This window comes from Ensifer sp. GW821-FHT05G01 (genome assembly GCF_059419585.1).
Genome location: NZ_JBWKSC010000013.1, coordinates 212,614 through 230,589, shown reverse-complemented (window position 1 = coordinate 230,589; position 17,976 = coordinate 212,614). Strand labels below are relative to the sequence as shown.

General features: G+C 59.5%; 21 protein-coding genes. 10 read left to right on the top strand and 11 right to left on the bottom strand.

The window, feature by feature from the left end:
* Positions 1 to 10: 10 nt before the first annotated feature.
* The 5 genes from AC07UR_RS27370 to AC07UR_RS27350 form a co-directional block, all read right to left on the bottom strand.
* Positions 11 to 781 carry a dihydrolipoamide acetyltransferase family protein gene (locus AC07UR_RS27370; protein WP_209789904.1) on the bottom strand — a complete coding sequence of 257 codons (771 nt, stop codon included), beginning with the start codon at positions 779 to 781 and terminating at the stop codon, positions 11 to 13.
* A 10-nt stretch (positions 782 to 791) separates the two neighbouring features.
* Positions 792 to 1,373, bottom strand: coding sequence for a protein-S-isoprenylcysteine O-methyltransferase (locus AC07UR_RS27365; protein ID WP_173422276.1), 582 nt, complete (start codon positions 1,371 to 1,373; stop codon positions 792 to 794).
* A gap of 78 nt (positions 1,374 to 1,451) precedes the next feature.
* The gene (locus tag AC07UR_RS27360; protein WP_173422277.1) at positions 1,452 to 2,036 is read right to left on the bottom strand and encodes a hypothetical protein; all 585 of its coding nucleotides are present in this window, start codon (positions 2,034 to 2,036) and stop codon (positions 1,452 to 1,454) included.
* Between the two features lie 124 nt (positions 2,037 to 2,160).
* Entirely contained in the window at positions 2,161 to 2,292 is a 132-nt protein-coding gene (locus AC07UR_RS27355) for an ABC transporter (protein ID WP_173422005.1), read from the bottom strand.
* Between the two features lie 124 nt (positions 2,293 to 2,416).
* Entirely contained in the window at positions 2,417 to 3,007 is a 591-nt protein-coding gene (locus AC07UR_RS27350) for a L,D-transpeptidase (protein ID WP_173422006.1), read from the bottom strand.
* A gap of 234 nt (positions 3,008 to 3,241) precedes the next feature.
* Between AC07UR_RS27350 and AC07UR_RS27345 the strand changes: the two genes are divergently transcribed.
* Together AC07UR_RS27345 and AC07UR_RS27340 are read left to right on the top strand one after the other, a co-directional pair.
* The gene (locus AC07UR_RS27345) at positions 3,242 to 3,997 is read left to right on the top strand and encodes an SDR family NAD(P)-dependent oxidoreductase (protein WP_173422278.1); all 756 of its coding nucleotides are present in this window, start codon (positions 3,242 to 3,244) and stop codon (positions 3,995 to 3,997) included.
* Positions 3,998 to 4,327: 330 nt separating this feature from the next.
* Positions 4,328 to 4,753, top strand: a complete 426-nt coding sequence (locus AC07UR_RS27340) for a DUF4168 domain-containing protein (protein WP_173422007.1) — start codon at positions 4,328 to 4,330, stop codon at positions 4,751 to 4,753.
* 222 nt (positions 4,754 to 4,975) lie between these two features.
* On the opposite strand, the gene AC07UR_RS27335 is transcribed toward AC07UR_RS27340, so the two are convergent.
* The 3 genes from AC07UR_RS27335 to AC07UR_RS27325 form a co-directional block, all read right to left on the bottom strand.
* The gene (locus AC07UR_RS27335; protein ID WP_494701961.1) at positions 4,976 to 5,671 is read right to left on the bottom strand and encodes an FkbM family methyltransferase; all 696 of its coding nucleotides are present in this window, start codon (positions 5,669 to 5,671) and stop codon (positions 4,976 to 4,978) included.
* Positions 5,672 to 5,964: 293 nt separating this feature from the next.
* A complete protein-coding gene (locus AC07UR_RS27330) occupies positions 5,965 to 6,213 on the bottom strand; it encodes a BON domain-containing protein (protein ID WP_173422009.1) in 249 nt (82 codons plus the stop codon).
* 121 nt (positions 6,214 to 6,334) lie between these two features.
* Complete coding sequence (locus tag AC07UR_RS27325) at positions 6,335 to 6,478, bottom strand: hypothetical protein (protein ID WP_209789902.1); 144 nt, start codon at positions 6,476 to 6,478, stop codon at positions 6,335 to 6,337.
* Between the two features lie 27 nt (positions 6,479 to 6,505).
* Between AC07UR_RS27325 and AC07UR_RS27320 the strand changes: the two genes are divergently transcribed.
* The 6 genes from AC07UR_RS27320 (at position 6,506) to AC07UR_RS27295 (ending at position 11,405) form a co-directional block, all read left to right on the top strand.
* On the top strand, positions 6,506 to 7,006 hold the full coding sequence (locus AC07UR_RS27320; RefSeq protein ID WP_209789901.1) for an invasion associated locus B family protein: 501 nt from the start codon (positions 6,506 to 6,508) through the stop codon (positions 7,004 to 7,006).
* 12 nt (positions 7,007 to 7,018) lie between these two features.
* Positions 7,019 to 7,570: an SH3 domain-containing protein gene (locus tag AC07UR_RS27315; protein ID WP_209789900.1), complete on the top strand. Its 552-nt coding sequence runs from the start codon at positions 7,019 to 7,021 to the stop codon at positions 7,568 to 7,570.
* A gap of 431 nt (positions 7,571 to 8,001) precedes the next feature.
* On the top strand, positions 8,002 to 9,234 hold the full coding sequence (gene proV, locus AC07UR_RS27310; RefSeq protein ID WP_209789899.1) for a glycine betaine/L-proline ABC transporter ATP-binding protein ProV: 1,233 nt from the start codon (positions 8,002 to 8,004) through the stop codon (positions 9,232 to 9,234).
* Between the two features lie 25 nt (positions 9,235 to 9,259).
* A complete protein-coding gene (locus AC07UR_RS27305; RefSeq protein ID WP_209789898.1) occupies positions 9,260 to 10,138 on the top strand; it encodes an ABC transporter permease in 879 nt (292 codons plus the stop codon).
* 62 nt (positions 10,139 to 10,200) lie between these two features.
* Complete coding sequence (locus AC07UR_RS27300) at positions 10,201 to 11,067, top strand: glycine betaine ABC transporter substrate-binding protein (RefSeq protein WP_209789897.1); 867 nt, start codon at positions 10,201 to 10,203, stop codon at positions 11,065 to 11,067.
* A gap of 83 nt (positions 11,068 to 11,150) precedes the next feature.
* Complete coding sequence (locus AC07UR_RS27295) at positions 11,151 to 11,405, top strand: transcriptional regulator (RefSeq protein ID WP_234902955.1); 255 nt, start codon at positions 11,151 to 11,153, stop codon at positions 11,403 to 11,405.
* 124 nt (positions 11,406 to 11,529) lie between these two features.
* Here AC07UR_RS27295 and AC07UR_RS27290 read toward each other — a convergent pair whose 3' ends face one another.
* From AC07UR_RS27290 to AC07UR_RS27280, 3 genes are all read right to left on the bottom strand, one after another.
* Positions 11,530 to 12,645 carry a Glu/Leu/Phe/Val family dehydrogenase gene (locus tag AC07UR_RS27290; RefSeq protein ID WP_209789896.1) on the bottom strand — a complete coding sequence of 372 codons (1,116 nt, stop codon included), beginning with the start codon at positions 12,643 to 12,645 and terminating at the stop codon, positions 11,530 to 11,532.
* 279 nt (positions 12,646 to 12,924) lie between these two features.
* Positions 12,925 to 14,088, bottom strand: a complete 1,164-nt coding sequence (locus tag AC07UR_RS27285; protein WP_209789895.1) for an MFS transporter — start codon at positions 14,086 to 14,088, stop codon at positions 12,925 to 12,927.
* 402 nt (positions 14,089 to 14,490) lie between these two features.
* Positions 14,491 to 15,303, bottom strand: a complete 813-nt coding sequence (locus tag AC07UR_RS27280) for an aminoglycoside phosphotransferase family protein (RefSeq protein WP_209789894.1) — start codon at positions 15,301 to 15,303, stop codon at positions 14,491 to 14,493.
* A gap of 423 nt (positions 15,304 to 15,726) precedes the next feature.
* On the opposite strand from AC07UR_RS27280, the gene AC07UR_RS27275 reads away from it, so the two are divergent.
* Together AC07UR_RS27275 and AC07UR_RS27270 are read left to right on the top strand one after the other, a co-directional pair.
* Positions 15,727 to 16,674, top strand: coding sequence for an ABC transporter substrate-binding protein (locus AC07UR_RS27275; RefSeq protein WP_209789893.1), 948 nt, complete (start codon positions 15,727 to 15,729; stop codon positions 16,672 to 16,674).
* A 105-nt stretch (positions 16,675 to 16,779) separates the two neighbouring features.
* Positions 16,780 to 17,970: a cystathionine beta-lyase gene (locus AC07UR_RS27270; protein ID WP_209789892.1), complete on the top strand. Its 1,191-nt coding sequence runs from the start codon at positions 16,780 to 16,782 to the stop codon at positions 17,968 to 17,970.
* The last annotated feature ends 6 nt before the right edge of the window (positions 17,971 to 17,976 follow it).

The window sequence follows — 17,976 nt, the reverse complement described above, 5'->3', positions numbered from 1 at the left end:
TGGTCTTCCATCAAAGTGCCGCCGCAGGAACCGCTGCTCCGTGCTCTTGGCTCGACACCTCGTCAGCGACCTCACCGTTGAGGATCGCTTCGAAGCGCTCGAGCGCGCGAGCCACATTGGCGCCGTCCATGACGCGGTGGTCGTAGTGGATGCGCACTGTCACTGTGCCGTCCTGCGCGATGCGACCGTAGTTGAATAGGGTCGTGAGGGGCGTCAGCGGATTGAGTGATTCTGCCCCGAGGCCGGAATAGACCGATAGCTGGAACGTGCCGAAATAATGCGCCCGCCGTGGCCCAATATTGAGCCCAAGCCACATGAGCAGCCAGCGGATTGGTCCCGGTGCGCGCGCGATTTTCAGGGCCCGTCGGAATTCCTTGATTTCTGTCACCGGTCGCGACCGCGCGTCGTCGATCGATGCGGCAAGTTCAGGGATGGCCCGGCGTTCCGGACATTTGATCTTGCTCAGCAGGACAACCCGCTCCCCTTCGTACTCGCGCTCATGAGCGATGGAGGCAACGCTTTCCGGATATTCGTAGAGCTGGGGCCAGGGAAGCTTTACGTAGGCACGCCGGAGCTCCGGTGTCTCCCGGCACAGAAGCGCATATCCCTTCAGGAACAGGACGGTCCAGGACGGCTTGTTTGACTGCGCCAATCTGGCCTTCTGCAGCGGGTCGAGGTTCATCTGCCGCTGCACGGTAACGCGCGGAATCCCGATCGAAAACCGCATCAGGTCGCAGACAAGGCGCCTTGGCACCGAAAGCTTGATGGCTCGGCCTCGCATGATATCGCCTTTAGTAAAGGTAGGGGACGATGCGCTTGGTCCGCTGCATGTAGTCACGGTACTGAATACCGAAAATCTCCAGCATCATACGCTCCTCCTTGTCGACCCTCAGAAAGAAAAGCACCGCGAACCCGAGCAGTCCAGCCAGCCCTGCCACCCAGTTGGGCAACAACAAGGCCTGGCCGACACCCATCAACATGAAGGACGTATACATCGGGTGGCGAACGAAGGCGTAGGGGCCACCGGAGATCAATTCGTGCTTGTCGCGGATCTCCAACGTAATGGACCAGTTGCGGCCGAGTTCCTTATGAGTCCTTCGAAAGACCCAAAGGGCGGAGAAGAAAACGACCGTCCCGACGACCACGGACCACGCACTGGCGGAACGGTCGGTTGCCTGTGGAAAGCCGGTGGCGACATACATGGCGGGAACGATTGCGAGGCCGATCAGTCCTGATGCGAGCCCAAACATGTCGACGGGCGAGCGGCGGTTGCTGACGACGTTAACGCGTTTTGCGCGGCGTTCGAATGGTACGCGAATAAAGTACCATGCGATGATGCCGATCACCCACACGATCTTGCCCAGGGTGGCCATCGATACGATCACTTCAAATCACCGAAGCCCTTCTGCGATCTACAACTGATTGGACGCAAAGCTCTGGATTGATCGCCTTTAGCCTGCATTCATCTGCCTAAGTTTGGTAACGAATTCCTGTGGCCTTAGCCAGATACCGGGCGTCTTATATCCCATCGAACGGGCAATGTCCGCGACGAATGCATTGCAGTTGTAAACCGACGCCTGCCAGAATTTCGATTTGGCCTTGAGCTGCCTGATAAAGGCGACCGTTTTGTTGTACTCGGCCTCCGTCAGCATGACGCGCCAGCTTGCCGACCTGTATTCCTCCTCGAGGTCACCGTCGCTCGCTCCGGTTTCCGCGGGTACGGGCAGAAAATGTCCGATGACATAGGGTGTCGCGCTGGCGGTTGCCGGTGCAAGTCCGGCCACTTCCGGGTTGATCATTCCGCCAGCCTTGTTCGTTCGTCCGAAAACGACGTAAGTGTGGCCGTAACTGAGGGCGTAGCGGGATCGAAATTCGATGAAGTAACCGCTTTCGCGGACCGCACCTGCGGTCACCGCCGGTGCGTTGCTGCTACTTGAGACGAAACGCGGTTGTGGCTTCTGATCTTCTGACTGGCAGCCAGCTATCGCAAATGCGAGCCCTGCCATCAGCATTAGTCGGCCTCTCAAAAGCGGCATCACTATGCGCTATCTCCTGAACTCCGATGAGCACATTTCTACTGGCCGGCAACGTCAAAGCTGATCCGCCGGCTAGAATGATGTGGGAAGGACGTTCGTCCTTCCCACCCATCCGAAGTTCAAGTTACTTGTAGACAGGTGCCGGTTCGGCGGCTACCGGCGGCGGCGACTTGCCTTTGCCTTTGCCAATAGTATCGCAGCCGCTAAGGCCCACGACGGAAAGCAAGGTAACGATTACGATTAGGTTTCTGCTCATCAAGACATCCTCTCCTTAGAATGGAATCGGTTTATCGAAGGCAACGCTTATATTAATAGGGCGTTCTACGCTTACGCCTAGTGCAAAAAGAACACATTTTGCATCGTCCGACATAAATGCGTGTTCAAATCACGAGAACCTTCGTTCCGACCGGAGTGCGGTTGTACAGATCGACGATATCTTCGTTCGTCAACCGGACGCAGCCGCTCGATACTGCCTGACCAATCGTCCAGGGTTCATTTGTTCCGTGCAGTCTGAACATGGAATCCTGCCCGCCCCGGTAGAGATACAGGGCAGCTGCTCCAAGTGGATTATGCGGCCCACCGCTGACGCCGCCGGCGTATTGTCGCAAGCGCGGTTTGCGCTCCATCATGCTTTCTGTCGGTCTCCAAGACGGCCACTCGGCCTTGCGGCCGATCGAGGCCGGTCCCTTGAGCGTACGCCCATCTTCTCCGACGGCAATGCCGTAGCGAATGGCCCGACCGCCGCCCTCGACGAGGTAGAGATAACGCTCGGATGTGTTGACGACGATTGTGCCAGGGGGTTCGTTTCCGTCATAACCGACACTTTTTCGTCGATATCGATACGACGGCCCGCCGCCGAAGGCAGAAAGGATCGTCCCGCCATATTGCTCCGCCGTTGATGTGCACCCAGATGCCGTTAATGCCAAGCTGCCGAGCAGAATCGCTCGGCGGGTAACGCCGCGACTGTCCATATCCACCTACTAGTAAATCGGTGAGCACTGCTTCGTCTTTAACACTCAAGTGGCCTTCGGCCAAGATGCTATGCTTGGTTCCGTGGTGGAGAACGCCCCGTAATACGGATGGATCAGGGCGATTGGACTTGGAGGGTCGCAGGGCGGCCTGACAAAACCCATGACATCCAACGAAACTTCTTGCAGCTTGTGTCTGTCTCTGGTCGATTAGAGTCGGGAACGAGGATGCATACAATGAAGCTTGGCTTCGCCACGAAAGTCGCACTTGTAACCGGAGGGGGCTCCGGAATAGGTGCAGCCATTTCTCGCCAACTCGGCGAGGAAGGGGCAACGGTAGCTGTGGCAGATGTCAATGCCGATGCCGCGCGTGAAGTGGCTGCAGAAATCTGTTCGTCCGGCGGCACAGCCTATCCCTTTGAGGTCGACGTCGCCGACGCTGCGGCGGTGGAGGAATTGGTCGCGTCCGTTGTCAAGACATGCGGAGGCCTGCATCTGGCGGTCAACAATGCAGGTGTCGACGGCGTGCGAAAAGTGACGGCGGATTATGCGATCGACGATTGGCAGAGGCTGATGAACGTCAACTTGAATGGCGTGTTCTACTGCATGAAGTACCAGATTGCCGCGATGCTCGGGCAGGGTGGTGGCGCGATCGTCAACATGTCATCCATCCTCGGTTCGGTCGGCTTGCCGATGGCATCGGCGTATACCGCCGCAAAACACGGAATTGTCGGACTGACCAAGGTCGCCGCAATCGAATATGCGAGACGAGGCATCCGCATCAACGCCGTCGGCCCCGGCTGGATCGAAACGCCTTTGGTATCCGAACGATCCGATCTGACGAGCAACCGACGTTTGGAAGCGCTTCAGCCGATGGGCCGACGGGGCACACCGGACGAAGTTGCCGCGCTCGTCTGTTTTCTGCTGTCCGAACAGGCCAGCTTTATCTCCGGTAGCTACCACCTGGTCGACGGAGCCTATACCGCCCATTAGGCGCCAAACCGGGTCTCGGTTCGGGTGGTAATCATGCGACCGTCGCGCGGGCGGATCAAATTTCTCGGTCGAAAATCGGACCAGCTGCGCCGCGGCTGAAGCTGCAGTTTTACATGTCCCATCATCGCCGGGCCTCGTTCGCCGAGGTCGGCGGCGGGCCTCGGTGGGAGCCACAAAGCCGCCGCTCAATGGTCAGCAAATTACCCTATCGCTGCCGCAACGGTCCCTTTCGAGGGTTTCATTGTCCGTGACGTTCCACATGCATTCCGTCTGAAGGAGCAATTGAGCACGGCGCTAGATCGCCGCAGAACACGTCACAAAGGAATAGACATGAACATTCGTCACACACTCGTTGCATCGCTGACCGCTGCTGTCTTCAGTGTTGCGGCCTTCGGCCCGGCCTTCGCGCTTGAAACTGCCCAGTCGCAAACGACACAGCCGAGCCAGGGTCAAGCTGACAACACGGGCGCAAACGCCGCCATCAGCGACCAGAAGATCGAGGCTTTTGCCGTGGCCTACCTCCAGGTCGACAAGGTGAGGCAGGAATACTCTGCAAAAATCGACGCAACGACGGACGCCGCAGCTAAGGAAAAGCTTGAGGCAGAAGCGAGCAAGGAGATGGTCGAGGCTGTGGAATCTTCTTCCGCTATTTCAGTTGAGGAGTATTCCTCAATACTGTCGGCCGCACAGGACGACCCGGCTGTTGCCAAGAAAATCCAGGAAAAACTTCAAACCGGGGCGCCGGCTCAACAGTAAGCAGAGCGCGGCAACGCAGGCGGGCAGGGGCCACTGGCCCCTGGTCACCGCCGGCGGGCTAGCGCTGGATCCACTTCGCTCTTCCTCAATCCAGCTTGCCGCCGGATGGGCGTGTGCGTCAGATTCTCTTCTTCACTGGCATCGCTCAATGCTGATCCCAGCGAGTACGTGCGGGTCACTGCCGGCGCAATGCTGTTGACGCGGATCATTTCCGCGCCGAGGTCATTCGGCCCCAACCGCCCTGTCGCGACGAAATTCGGGCGGCTGACTTGTGTCCGCTGGAGCGAATCGCAGCTCAATATCAGCGCGGCTTGACGTATTTGCCGGCAGTTCGGGCCTTGGTTCGCCAGGCACCGCGGGGTCGAGCAGGTCGCCCCGGACGAGGCACATTTCCAGAACCAGTGGGTCGCCTTGGTCATCAGTGCCGGCAAAATTGTTGGGATGAAGAAAGACGATTGAAAAATTCGTCATTCCCTCGACAAACCGAAGGATCCGATCTCGATGGAGGTCGACATCATGAAATTCGATTACGACGCAGGTAAAGCGGCTCGAATTCATCGCTATGTCGTCGAGGATTCTGTATTCGGATCCCTCGATATCGATTTTCAGGAAGATGTTGCTGCCGGAAAATTCCTTCAACAGGCTCGGGACGTTAACTTCCCCCGGCTGATCATAGCCGATCCTGATCTGCCGGTGCTCCACGCCCGGCCGACTGAAGAACAAGCGATAATCCAGGTAGCGCCCCAACCTGCCCCAACGAAGGCGCAAGACCTGTTCGACATAGTACCGGAGCCAGAACTTCCAGGTGACAGAGTGGTCGAAACAAACGACATCTGCAGCCGCAAGCCGGCGAAACGCCTTCTCGAATTGCCAATCGTCGTTCAATCCCATGCTGATCAGGGTCTTGGAGGCAAGCACCGCGCGCTTGGGAACGACATAGCCTCCGTCACGCGGAGATCCGAGCCGGATCAGGCCACCGGCTTCAATCGGCTTCCATGTTGCTGGCAGCATTTCGGGTCTCCTAATTCAACCCAGCAGTGCTAGCAGTATCGACTTTCCATCGCGTTAACCCGTTGGGTTCAACGGCCACGTCTGTCCGCTCATTTCGCGCTCAGATAGAAACGTGCGCCTGTTTCGATGTCAGCGCAAAGCGCCTGACAAAGAGGTGAGGCTGGCAATTCCGAAGCTCTCGTTTGTCTTAGGGCGATCGGTCAACTGGCCACTCGGAGCCGGTTTCGGATTGGTGAGCCGGTCACTTCGTTGGCGACTTTCTGAGCCTCCTCCCGCACGGCGATGGAGGACACAACGCCGTCCAAGTAGATCACGCCGCGTTCATGCGTCACGGAAATATCGGTTTCCGTCAGGTTGTCACAATAGGCAATAGCAGTGGTCACCGCCATTAAACCGGCAATATCATAGCGTTGCGACAGGGTGTGCGATGCGAATGTCAAGCCGAACATGGGCGGTTACTCCGGGCGTAGGTCAAATATCCGTTCATCTCCTGTTCATGTTCGCTGCCAAATGGCCGGGTGTCGACCCATCAGGCGAACACAATCGGCTCACGATATTTTTATCCGCGCCTCATTCGCCGGCCAGATCAGGCGCACGCTGGGCTTCGGTCTCGGTCGTTGGTGGTGGTGCATTTTTGCGAGTGCTTTTCGTTAATGCTTTGGCAACGATTGCAACCGCGAATGGCGCATCTTGTGCGCGGTCGAGACGCGCCACCTGACCCCTCCATGCTAAGGAAACAAGATGAAATCCAGTGTTATTGCTGCCTGCGCGATCCTATTGACCAGCTGCGCCGTTGCGCAGGCGCAGCCGGTGAAGCTCAACTCTTTCGGCGCCTGGGGCGTGTATTCGTATAAGAACGACGGCCGCGACACCTGCTACATACTTTCGATCCCAACGACGATGAATCCCGATCACGTCGACCATGGCGACAACTTCTTCCTTGTCGCGCCGTCGCCGCGTCCGAGCAGCGGATACGTGCCGCAAGCGATCATGGGCTACGACCTTGAACCCGGTTCGACCCTGACCGCCACAGTCGGTGACAAGGCTTTCACCTTGGCGCCGCAAGGCAGGGCCGCATGGACGCGGCGGGAGGGCCGCGACGCCGAACTCGTTGCGGCGATGAAGGCGGGGGCGACGATGACGTTGAATGCACGCTCGCGGCGCGGCACGGAAACGAGCTACTCGTTCTCGCTGAAAGGCATGACGGCAGCGCTCAAGGGTGCCGCGCGCTGCGAACGATGAGCTGAGCACCTGATGACCTCGCTGATCGTCCAGATTTCCTGCGCGCTGCTGTCGTGGCTTGCGTTCGAGAACTGCGAAGGGAACCGGAAAAGCCTCGCGCCACCGGTCGCCGATGCAAGGAGCGTTGGGCGTGTCACCGGCCTTGCAATCCCCCGTTTCGTCTCCTTGAAGAGTGGTGCTGCCAGACTTCGGGTCGGGCCGTCCACGGACTATCCGATCATCTGGCTCTACGTCACACCCGGTCTGCCGCTCGAGGTCATGGAAGAGGCCGGAAATTGGCGAATGGTCCGCGATGCGGACGGGGCAACCGGCTGGATGTCTGCGGCACTGCTCTCCGGTCAACGAATGGCCACCGTCGGCAACTGGTTGGAGACGAACGCAGCGCTGCGAACCGCGCCCGCGGCGGCGGCATCCGAACGTGCTCGGCTGCAAGGTGGCGTGCTCGTCAGGCTTGATCAGTGCGACGGAACCTGGTGCGAAGTCACGGTGAGGCGACATGGCCTCGTCGGGTATGTCAGGCAAGTGGATTTATGGGGCGTCTATCGCAACGAGATCGTTGGCTAACCGAAAGCCTTCCTGCAGCGGTGTCGTTCATCCCCCCCTGTCGGCGGGAGACAAACAGGGGCTGCACAAGCGTGCTTTGCAAGGTGTTCGGCTATCCGGTGTACGTCGTCGAGTTGCGTCGGCGCACCTCGTTTGCGAAAAGAATAGAATTTTCAATGGACATCCGGAACTATGCGTCGTAATAAAGGCAATCCTTCGCGCCTCGGCCGTCATCAGCCATTGTAGAAACGCAGTTTCTCCGCGCCAACCAACGCAGCACGTATCGTTATAATGATGCTCATCTGACGATTGCCGAGGATTGACTTGATCATGGCCCGATCATCGGGGTCCATGTCTATGGAAATCGTTTCCTCAAGTGGTCTTTGCTTGAGGAATGTTGAAGTTCACAAACAAGGAGAGTGCGTCAGCTATTGAGCAGGCGGCAAGTTTTTATGGCTTTTACGACTGAACATGAGAATGGCTCTTCCGAGAGGTCGCCGAAGATCCGGTTGAAGAACGTCTACAAGATTTTCGGAGACTATCCCGAAGATGGCCTGAAGCTTCTTCGCTCCGGTAAGGGCAAGGCAGACATTCACAGAGAAACCGGTTGCTCCATTGGGGTCAACAACGCCAGTTTCGATATCAAGGCCGGCGAGATCTTTGTGATCATGGGCCTGTCCGGCTCCGGAAAATCCACGCTTCTGCGCTTGCTCAACAGATTGATTGAGCCGACGTCCGGATCGATCGAGATCGACGGCCAGGACATCACGACGATGTCGCGCAAGGCCCTGATCGAACTTCGCCGCCGGGACATGAGCATGGTGTTCCAGTCCTTCGCGCTTCTCCCAAATCGCAATGTTGTAAACAATGCCGCCTTCGGCTTGGAAGTGGCGGGCGTTGGGGAAGTCGAGCGCAAAGCCAAGGCCATGGCGGCGCTGAAAGCGGTCGGCCTCGAGGGCTATAGTGAAAGCCGCCCGGACGAGCTCTCAGGCGGCATGAAGCAGCGCGTCGGCCTTGCTCGGGCGTTGGCAAGTGAGCCGTCGATCCTGCTGATGGATGAGGCATTTTCTGCACTTGATCCGCTTATCCGCACGGAAATGCAGGACGAGCTTGTTCGGCTGCAATCCGAACGAAGCCGCACGATCGTCTTCGTCAGCCACGATCTCGACGAGGCGATGCGCATCGGCGACCGTATCTGCATCATGCAGAATGGAAATGTCGTTCAGGTCGGCACGCCTGACGAAATCGTCGGCAGTCCGGCCAACGACTACATCCGGTCGTTCTTCCGCAACGTCGACGTCTCCCAGGTTTTCAAGGCCGGCGACGTGGCCCGAAGGAATCAGATTACGATCATAGAGCGCCAGGGTGTTTCCGCTGCTGCCGCATTGGAGCAGATGAAGAGCCGCGACCGGGAATTTGCGATCATTGTCGGCCGCGACATGAAATACCATGGCATGGTCAGCCAGGCGTCGTTGATGGAGAAGATCCGTTCAAAGGCGGAGGACCCGTATCGTAAGGCGTTCCTTGCAGACGCGGCGCCCATCCTCGCCAGCGAGCAACTCTCTGGTGTTCTTGGCCAAGTGGCGGCGAGCGCGTGGCCGGTTCCCGTTGTTGACGACCAGCACCGCTATATCGGCGCCATCAGCAAGTCGGTTCTGCTCGAGACGCTCGACCGCGCCAACTGAAACTCCCAGCCAATCGGATAAATCCATGAGCTTCGACATCGGAGACGGCATCGATTCGGCCGTCAATTACATCCTCGACAATTTTTCATCCGCGCTCGATCTCACTGCCGCGTCGATCGGGTTCCTCACGGGCGGTTTGCAGAGCGGCCTCCTTTCAATTCCAATGCCGGTCGGCATCGCGATCTTCGCCCTTCTCGCCCTGTGGCGCGTCTCGTTCAGCTTCGCGGTTTTTGCGGGCCTGTCTCTCGCGCTGGTTGGACAAATGGGACTGTGGGCAGCGATGATGGAGACATTGTCTCTGGTCATTGCTTCGACGGTCATTGCGATGATCGTCGGCCTGCCGCTCGGCGTCGCCATGGCGCGCCGCGATTCCGTCGCGGCAGTCATCCGGCCGACACTCGATCTCATGCAGACAATGCCGGCCTTCGTCTACCTCATCCCGGCGGCAATGTTTTTCGGGCTTGGCGCGGTTCCCGGCACAATTGCGACCGTCATCTTTTCGATGCCGCCGGTCGTGCGCCTCACCAATCTCGGCATTCGGCAAGTGGACGTGGAATTCGTCGAGGCCGGCAATGCCTTTGGCTGTACGCCAACCCAGCTTCTCCTCAAGGTCCAGCTCCCCAATGCCATGCCATCGATCATGGCGGGCATCAATCAGACGATCATGCTGTCTCTCTCCATGGTGGTCATCGCCTCGATGATCGGTGCTGGCGGCCTCGGCAACACTGTGCTGACGGGTATTCAGCGGCTCGATGTCGGCACCGGCTTCGAAGGCGGTCTGGCCGTGGTCATCCTCGCGGTCATTCTCGACCGCCTTACCCAGAGCCTTGGAAAGAAGAGGGCCATCTGGCGACTGCCGTTTGTGAAACTCGCCGTGCGCGAACCCGAGGCAAAGACGGTTTGAGTGCCGCGCCCTCCGCGACGGGTCATGACCGTCCTCATCCGAAATGCATAGGAAGGATTGATATGTTCAAGACAATCGCAACCATCGGCCTTGCAGCCATGTTCGTTGCCGGCCCGGTCGGTTCCAGTTTCGCCGAGGAGGCAAAGCCCGTGAGACTCGGCTGGGCCGCATGGTCCGATGCGGAATTCGTCACCAAGCTCGCCGGAAAGCTCATCAAGGACAAATTGGGGCGGGAAGTCGAACTCGTTCAGACCGACGTGGCGCCCCTCTATCAAGGCGTGAGCCGCGGCGATCTCGATGCGATGATGATGGCCTGGCTGCCGCAGACCCACGCCGATTACCACGGCAAGGTGAAAAACAAGGTCGAGACGCTGGGTACCGTCTACCAAGGCGCCAAGCTCGGCTGGGTCGTCCCGGCCTATGTTCCCGAAAGTGAACTCAACTCGATCGAGGATCTGCAGAAGCCCGAAATCAAGCAGAAGCTCGGCTCGACGGTCCAGGGCATCGATCCCGGAGCAGGCCTTACGCGCCTTTCTGAAAAGGCGCTCAAGGACTACGGGCTCGAGGGCTACAAGCTTCAGATCTCCAGCGAGGCCGGCATGCTGACCTCGGTCGACCGCGCCGTCAGGACCGAGAAATGGTTCGTGGCAACGTCGTGGAGTCCCCATTGGATGTTCGGCAAGTACGAGCTTCGCTACATCGCCGATCCGAAGGGTTCGCTTGGTGAGGCCGAGCATGTCGATGTGCTGGCGCGCCAGGGGTTCAAGCAGGACAACCCGGAGGTCGCAGCTTTCCTTTCCCGTATGAAACTGCCGATCGGTGACCTGGAAGCCGCGATGTTCGAGGCGCAGCAGACCTCGTACGATGCCGCGGTCGATAAATACATCGCAGATCATCCCGATCAGGTGAAGGTCTGGCTCGGAAACTAAGGCAACCGTCCGCTGAAGATCAGCCCGGCGTCTGCAAAAGGGCGCCGGGCGCACCACTGGCACTAGAATGGAAAGGGATACCGATGAACTTCAACAATTGGGAAAACATGGCCTGCCTACAGGACGATACGATCGGCGGCCGCATGTCACTCGCGCGCGACGCGCTGAATGTCTCGGCGCAAAGCGCTGCCAAGATCGTTGGCGTGGAAACGAAAACGTGGTTCGATTGGGAAAATGACCGGGCCGCTCCACGCGCCAATCGCCTGGCGATGATCGCCGGCGTGTTGAGCGTCAGCCTCTCATGGCTGCTGACGGGCCGTGGATCGGGGCCACGCTGAAAAACGAACAAGCGGACCCCTTTACCTCTGTCGATGAGGTCGCCGATCCGTCTTTTCGGTGCGTTTGTGCGTTTCGAAAACGCCCGATATAACACCTAAGCGGACGGCGAACCTCGGGTCTGGTCTACCGTCGAGCTGCCTCGATGATCTCCCGGGCCATGGTTTCGGCCACATCGTCGGTCGTGCGGCCTTCTTGCGCGGCCCGCTCGAAGATGCGCGTCAATGTCGAGGGGATCTGGCTGACGCGGGCCATCACGTCGTCGAGGCTGTAGCGGCCGCTTCCGATTTCCGCAGCGACATTGATGACGCCGCCGGCGTTGATCACGTAGTCAGGCGCATAGAGGATGTCTCTTTCCCGCAGACGTTCGCCGTCGGTGACCGTGGCAAGCTGATTGTTGGCGGCTCCGGCGACGATCTTGGCTTGCAGCAGCGGGATCGTGGCGGCGGACAGGACGCCACCAAGCGCACAGGGCGCGAATACCTCGACATCCGCAGCAATGATCTCCTGGCCCTCGACGACTGTTGCACCGAGTTCTACGGAAGCGCGTTGGGTGCGTGCCGGGTCGAGATCGGAGACAATCAGATTGGCGCCTTCGGCGTGAAGCCTTTTGGCGAGCCCCCAACCGACCGAACCCAGTCCCTGTATCGCGACGCGGATACCCTTCAGATCATCGCTGCCGGTGCGATGACGCAGCGCAGCCTTGAGGCCGAGGAAGGTGCCCAATGCCGTAAAGGGCGATGGATTGCCGCTGCCGCCGCGGGTCGTCCCGCTGACATTGGGCGTGCGCTCAGCGAGAAAATCCGCGTCCGCAAGCGTCATGCCGACGTCTTCAGCCGTGATATATTGGCCCACGAGTGCGTTCAGCATCTCTGCGTAGGCTTCGAGCATCGCTGGCGTCTTATCCCTTCTCGGGTCGGCGATGATGACTGCCTTGCCGCCGCCAAGCGCCAGACCGGCAATGGCCGATTTGAAGCTCATGCCGCGTGAAAGGCGCAGGGCGTCGGTAACGCCGGCCGCGAAAGTCACATGCGGCCAGATGCGCGTCCCACCCAATGCCGGGCCGAGGACCGTCGTGTGAACAGCGACGATCGCCTCGAGGCCACGCTCGGTGTCGCGACCCAGCCAGACCTGTTCGTGACCGTCGAAGCCGGGCAAGGCTGCCGCTTCGGCGGTAATGTCGGTGACATCGAGGGTGGTCGCGCCGGTGACTTCACGGCGCTGGTTCAGCACGTTTTGCATTGGTTTTCCTCCCCAATGGTTGACGGCTTCAAGGCTAACCATTCTTGACGATTTTTGGTTTCGAAATGGGGCCTGTCGCGCGATCGTGCATTTCGCCGGAGCAAATCGCCGCGCAACAATCGTAAAGGACAGCCCCTTCTGCCACCGCGACCGTCTGCTCTGATCAGATGTTGTCGCGACGAGTTTCGGCGGCTTGTTCTGCCCAACAGGCTTCACTACGGGGGCAACGGGCAGTTCGAAGGCAGCCCGTTGAGCGGGCTTGCACAGGCGTTTGCGCCGTCAGGTCGACGCCGGCGAGGGAACTGCGTTCGGCGCTGGTTTCAGCCTGCCGGTCAACACCAGGCTCACGGCGAGGAATGGAATGAGCATGCCGAGACCCAGGCGCATGTCGCTGTGTTCCGCGACCAGGCCGATCATTGGCGGTCCAATCAGAAAACCAAGAAGTGCCACGAAAGACAGAATGGCGACACTGGCTGCTGCCGGCCGGTCGGCCTGGTCGGCGGCGGCCGTGACGGCAAGCGGGAAGCCGACCGAGACGCCGAAGCCCATGGCCGCGAAGCCGACGAGAGCCACCCAGGCCGCTGGGCTCACCGCGACGAGGGCCAGCCCTGCGATACTCGCAACGCCGCAGGCGCGGGCCACTGCAATCGGTCCATAGCTGGCCTTGAGGCGGTCGCCACCAAAGCGTCCTGCAGCAACCATAAACGCGAAGATCGAATAGCCGAAGCCGGCGCCAGCACCGGTTAGTCCGAAAACGTCGCGGAGGTAGACCGCCGACCAGTCCGCCACCGCACCTTCCGTCATTGTGATGCCGAAGACGAAGAAGCAGATGCCGAGCAAGGCGCGGCTTGGACCGCGGCGTCTTGCGCCAACGATGGGCGCATCGGGCTTTTCCGTGGCGTGAAGATCGGGCAGTGTCCTGGCTGCCAGCAGGCTGATGGGCAACATCACCGCCGCTGTCATGAACACCGCCCATTCAGGCGATATACCAATCGCCGCCAAACCGATGCCGACCAGGCTACCCGCCATGATGCCGAGACTCCAGAAGCCATGGCAGGTGCTCATGATCAACTGGCCGGATCGCTTCTCGATTGCGTCGGCTTCGACGTTGAGGCCCAGTTCCAATGTCGCCAGCGCTACCCCGACGGCGGCGAGCGTTACGAAAAGAATCTCGATGCTTGGCGCCCATGTCGGCAGCCACACCAGGCCCAGGAACACCACAAATCCGAAGAGAATGGTGGCGCGGCCGCCGATCCGAGCAACGAACCGGCCAGCCAACGGCAGGGTGAGCAGGATGCCGGCGGGCATGCCCAGCAGTGCGATTGCCAGTTCCGCCGGTCCGAGGCCGAGCTTCTGTTGAATGTCGGGAATGCGCGGCAGCCAGGAGCCGAAAGCGATCGGCTGCAGGAAGAAGATCAGCATGATGAGCCGTTGACTGGTCATGCGCATTGCTCCTCGCGGTATCGTGCCGCCAATTTGCCCGTTTGTCCTTGCCCCGGCGACCCGGGTGCCGCGCGAGCGATTCTGAAAATCATTTTCAGAATTTCTGCGACAAGGCCGTGGGGCTGTCAACCGGGCGTTGCCGAGATGGCTCAGAATTCGATGTCCAAGATGCGCCAAACCCGATAGAAATTGCTGGTAGCGCACGTGACCTCCGTATGCGGCTTGTCGTGCGCTGTTCACCCGCTTTCGATAGGGCGGTGAAAAGAATGAACATGAACGCCTTGCGTTTGGTTCAATTGTCGCGAAGAGCACAATCAGCTGAGGAATGCGGTGGTTCGCGTGTCGGCCGTGAGAGGGCGCGGGCCGGGAATGACCTTATTCCCAACGGATCGGCGAGCGGCTTCAGCCTTTGTCGATTTCGGCTGCGGCGATCTCCGCGATTTGCAGGGTCGGCACGATATGCTGCACCTCGCCGTCCTCGATGTGCCATGCCGCTGAAAGGCCAGCCCAGGCGAGTATCCATTGCAACAGGCGTGTGCGCTCCAGCTGTGCGGCCTGAGCGACTACCGCCACCTGCCTTGCCAGACGGCCGGGAGCCGTGGCGATTGCATGGTCTGGATTGCAGAAGAGATTGGCGTAGTCGAACCCACGTTCACCCTTCAACCGTTTCGGATCGATAGCGAGCCAACCGCGATCCGCGAAATCGAGAATGTTGCCGTGGTGAATGTCGCCGTGAAGGGGGACGACATCGCGGGGGTCGGAAAGAAGGAGGCGCGCAGCCTTGGCGGACCGCTCCAACAGCTCACCCTCTGGCGCCGTTGTGAGCGCCTGAAAGCGCTCAGCGAGCGGGATAAGGCAAGGCTCTGGTGCCTTGCGTGGTTTGTGAAGGGCCGCAACGGCGTTGCATATGATATGGCTCGCTTCGTCATCTGCGCCATTCGCTGCCATTTCCGCCAGCGAGCGGCCCCCGACCGCGCGCTCAAGCAGGATGGCATCGTCATCGTGCGCGAGCACGCGCGCAGCGCCGATCCCGTCCCACCATATCATGAGGCCAGCACCCCATTTCTCCTCCGGCACCGTCGCAATCTTCAGCATGGCAGGCGCGCCGCCGCAAAGCACCGGAAGGAGACGGCTCGAATGCGTGACAATCGGATCCCCATCGGGCGTCAGCGCCCATCGGTCGATATAGGTCCTGAAGCGGTTGCCGTTGGCCATGGTCTTCGTCCTCGTGCGCAATGACCGCTATAGGCCACTTCGAACGAGGAACAAAGCTGCGCCCGCAAGGTCATTTCTTCTGCGCTGACGCATAGCGACGAGATGTTGAGATGAACCGTTTGGGATTTGTCGTCTCCGCTGATCTGCGTCTGGGGATCTCTTCTGACGAAGAACCGTATTTGATCGACCGCCAACCGAGTGTGCTAAAGCGACAGTATAAAAATGGAATAAGTACAATCAGATAAGAAAACTTTTTGATATCTTGGTTTCGAAAGCGCTTCGGCGCATCCCGAACGGATTTTTCCCACTCCGGCAGAATGACGATCAATCATTTCTTTTGTCTACTATTTTAATAGACAATAGTCGGTGTCAGATCAGGGCTGAGCACCTGGCTTGAAACCGAGAGATGAAGGGACGGGCAGAATGGGCATTCTCGATAATAGAAAACTTCTGGCAGCCGGCGCGATGGCCGCCATGATATTTGGTGCATCGGCGGCGTTGGCGGCCGACGCTTTCGATCTCAGCCCTGAGCAGGCAAACAGGTTGCGGGTGGAAAAGAACGACAAGCGCATCGCAGAGGTCCCTGCGGACTTCAAATTTGTCCAGGACGGCGCACTGACAATCGGCATCAGCACCAGCGGCCATCTTCCGCTGCACGACTATGCATCCGACAGCAAGACGGTCATCGGTTATGACGTCGATCTGGCGCAAGCGATCGCCGACAGCCTCGGGCGCGATTTGCAGCTGGTTTCCGTCGCCTGGGCGGATTGGCCGCTTGGGTTGGTGTCCGGCAAGTTCGATGCAGTCATTTCCAACGTCACGGTGACGGAGGAGCGCAAGGAGAAGTTCGACTTTTCCACCTATCGCAAGGATGAGTTGGGCTTCTACGTCAAGGCCGACAGCAGAATCCAGGCGATCAAGACGCCGAAGGACATCGCCGGTCTGAAGGTTATTACCGATGCCGGAACCAATCAGGAAAAGATCCTGCTCGAATGGGACAGGCAAAACCTTGCCGCCGGCCTGTCGGCGATCGAGGTGCAGTATTACGACGATGATGCCGTGAAGGATCTTGCCGTTCAGTCCGGGCGGGCGGACGTGGTGTTCAGTGTCAACGCGACGCAGGCCTATTCCGCCGCAATCAATGACAAGACCAAGCTTGTGGGCACCGTCAGTGGCGGTTGGCCGATCTCGGCCGAAATTGCCGTTACGACCCGCAAGGGTAGCGGCCTGGCCGAACCGTTGACCGGTGTCATCAATGATCTGATCGCAAGCGGCGATTATCGCAAGATCCTGGAGACCTGGAAACTGGGTCCCGAAGCGATCGAGAAGGCGCAGACCAACCCACCCGGCCTGCCGAAGAGCGGCTCGTGAAGCGGTGATCGATGCAATCCCGAGCCGGCGCGAGGCAGCGCCGGCTTTTTGCATGCACGCCATCTCAGAACGCCGAGTCCCCTCGGCATTGAAGTGCAGGATTTCATGAACGACAACGACGACATCTCAAAGAAGTTCGCGATCAATACCAAGCTGCAGCGGGCGGGATACGATCCGTTCGACTACCACGGCTTCATCAACCCGCCGACGGTGCGTGCCTCAACGGTGCTCTTCCCGAACGCCAGGGCGATGGAGAGCCACGACCAGAAATACACTTATGGCACACGCGGGACGCCGACGACGGATGCTCTTTGCGAGGCCATCAACGAGCTTGAAGGGGCGGCCGGTACCTTGCTGGTGCCGTCGGGGCTTGCTGCCGTCACGCTCGCGTTCCTGGCGTTGCTGTCTCCGGGCGACCACGCGCTCATTGTCGATTCCGTCTACGGCAACGTTCGCCATTTCTGCGACACGATGCTTGCGCGGTTCGGCATCGAGGTCGAATACTACGATCCCGCCATTGGGGCCGCGATCGAGACCCTGTTCAAGCCGAACACCAAGCTCGTTCACCTCGAGGCGCCTGGCTCCAACACATTCGAGATGCAGGACGTGCCCGCGATCACCACAGCCGCGCACCGCATCTCGGCCGTGGTGACGATGGACAATGCCTGGGCGACGCCGCTGTTCTTCAGGCCGCTCGACTTCGGCGTCGACGTCTCGATCCAGGCGGCAACCAAGTATCCGACGGGCAATTCGGACATCTTGATGGGGACGGTATCCGCCAATGCGCAATATTGGCCGCGCCTCAGGCATATGAACGGGGCACTCGGAATATGTGGCGCACCGGATGACGCCTACCAGGCGCTGCGCGGATTGCGCACCATGGGCGTGCGTCTCGAACGGCACCAGAAGAGTGCGCTTGAAGTCGCGCAGTGGCTGGAAACACGCGGCGATGTCGCCAGCGTCCTTTACCCCGCACTTGCGAGCTTTCCCGGCCACGACATCTGGAAGCGCGATTTCAAAGGCGCGAGCGGCGTCTTTTCCTTCGTGCTGAAAGTCACACGGACAGATGAGTTCAAGGCGAGAGCCCAGGCTTTCCTCGATGGCTTGTCACTGTTCGGGCTTGGCTATTCCTGGGGCGGGTTTGCGAGCCTCGCGCTTCATGTCGAACTCGCGGATCGGCGTATCCTGACCGCGCCTACGGAAGGGCCGGTGCTGCGGCTTCACATCGGCCTCGAAGACGTTGGGGACTTAAAGGCCGATCTTGAACGTGCTTTCGCGGCTGCCGCTGCAATCTGAGACGCC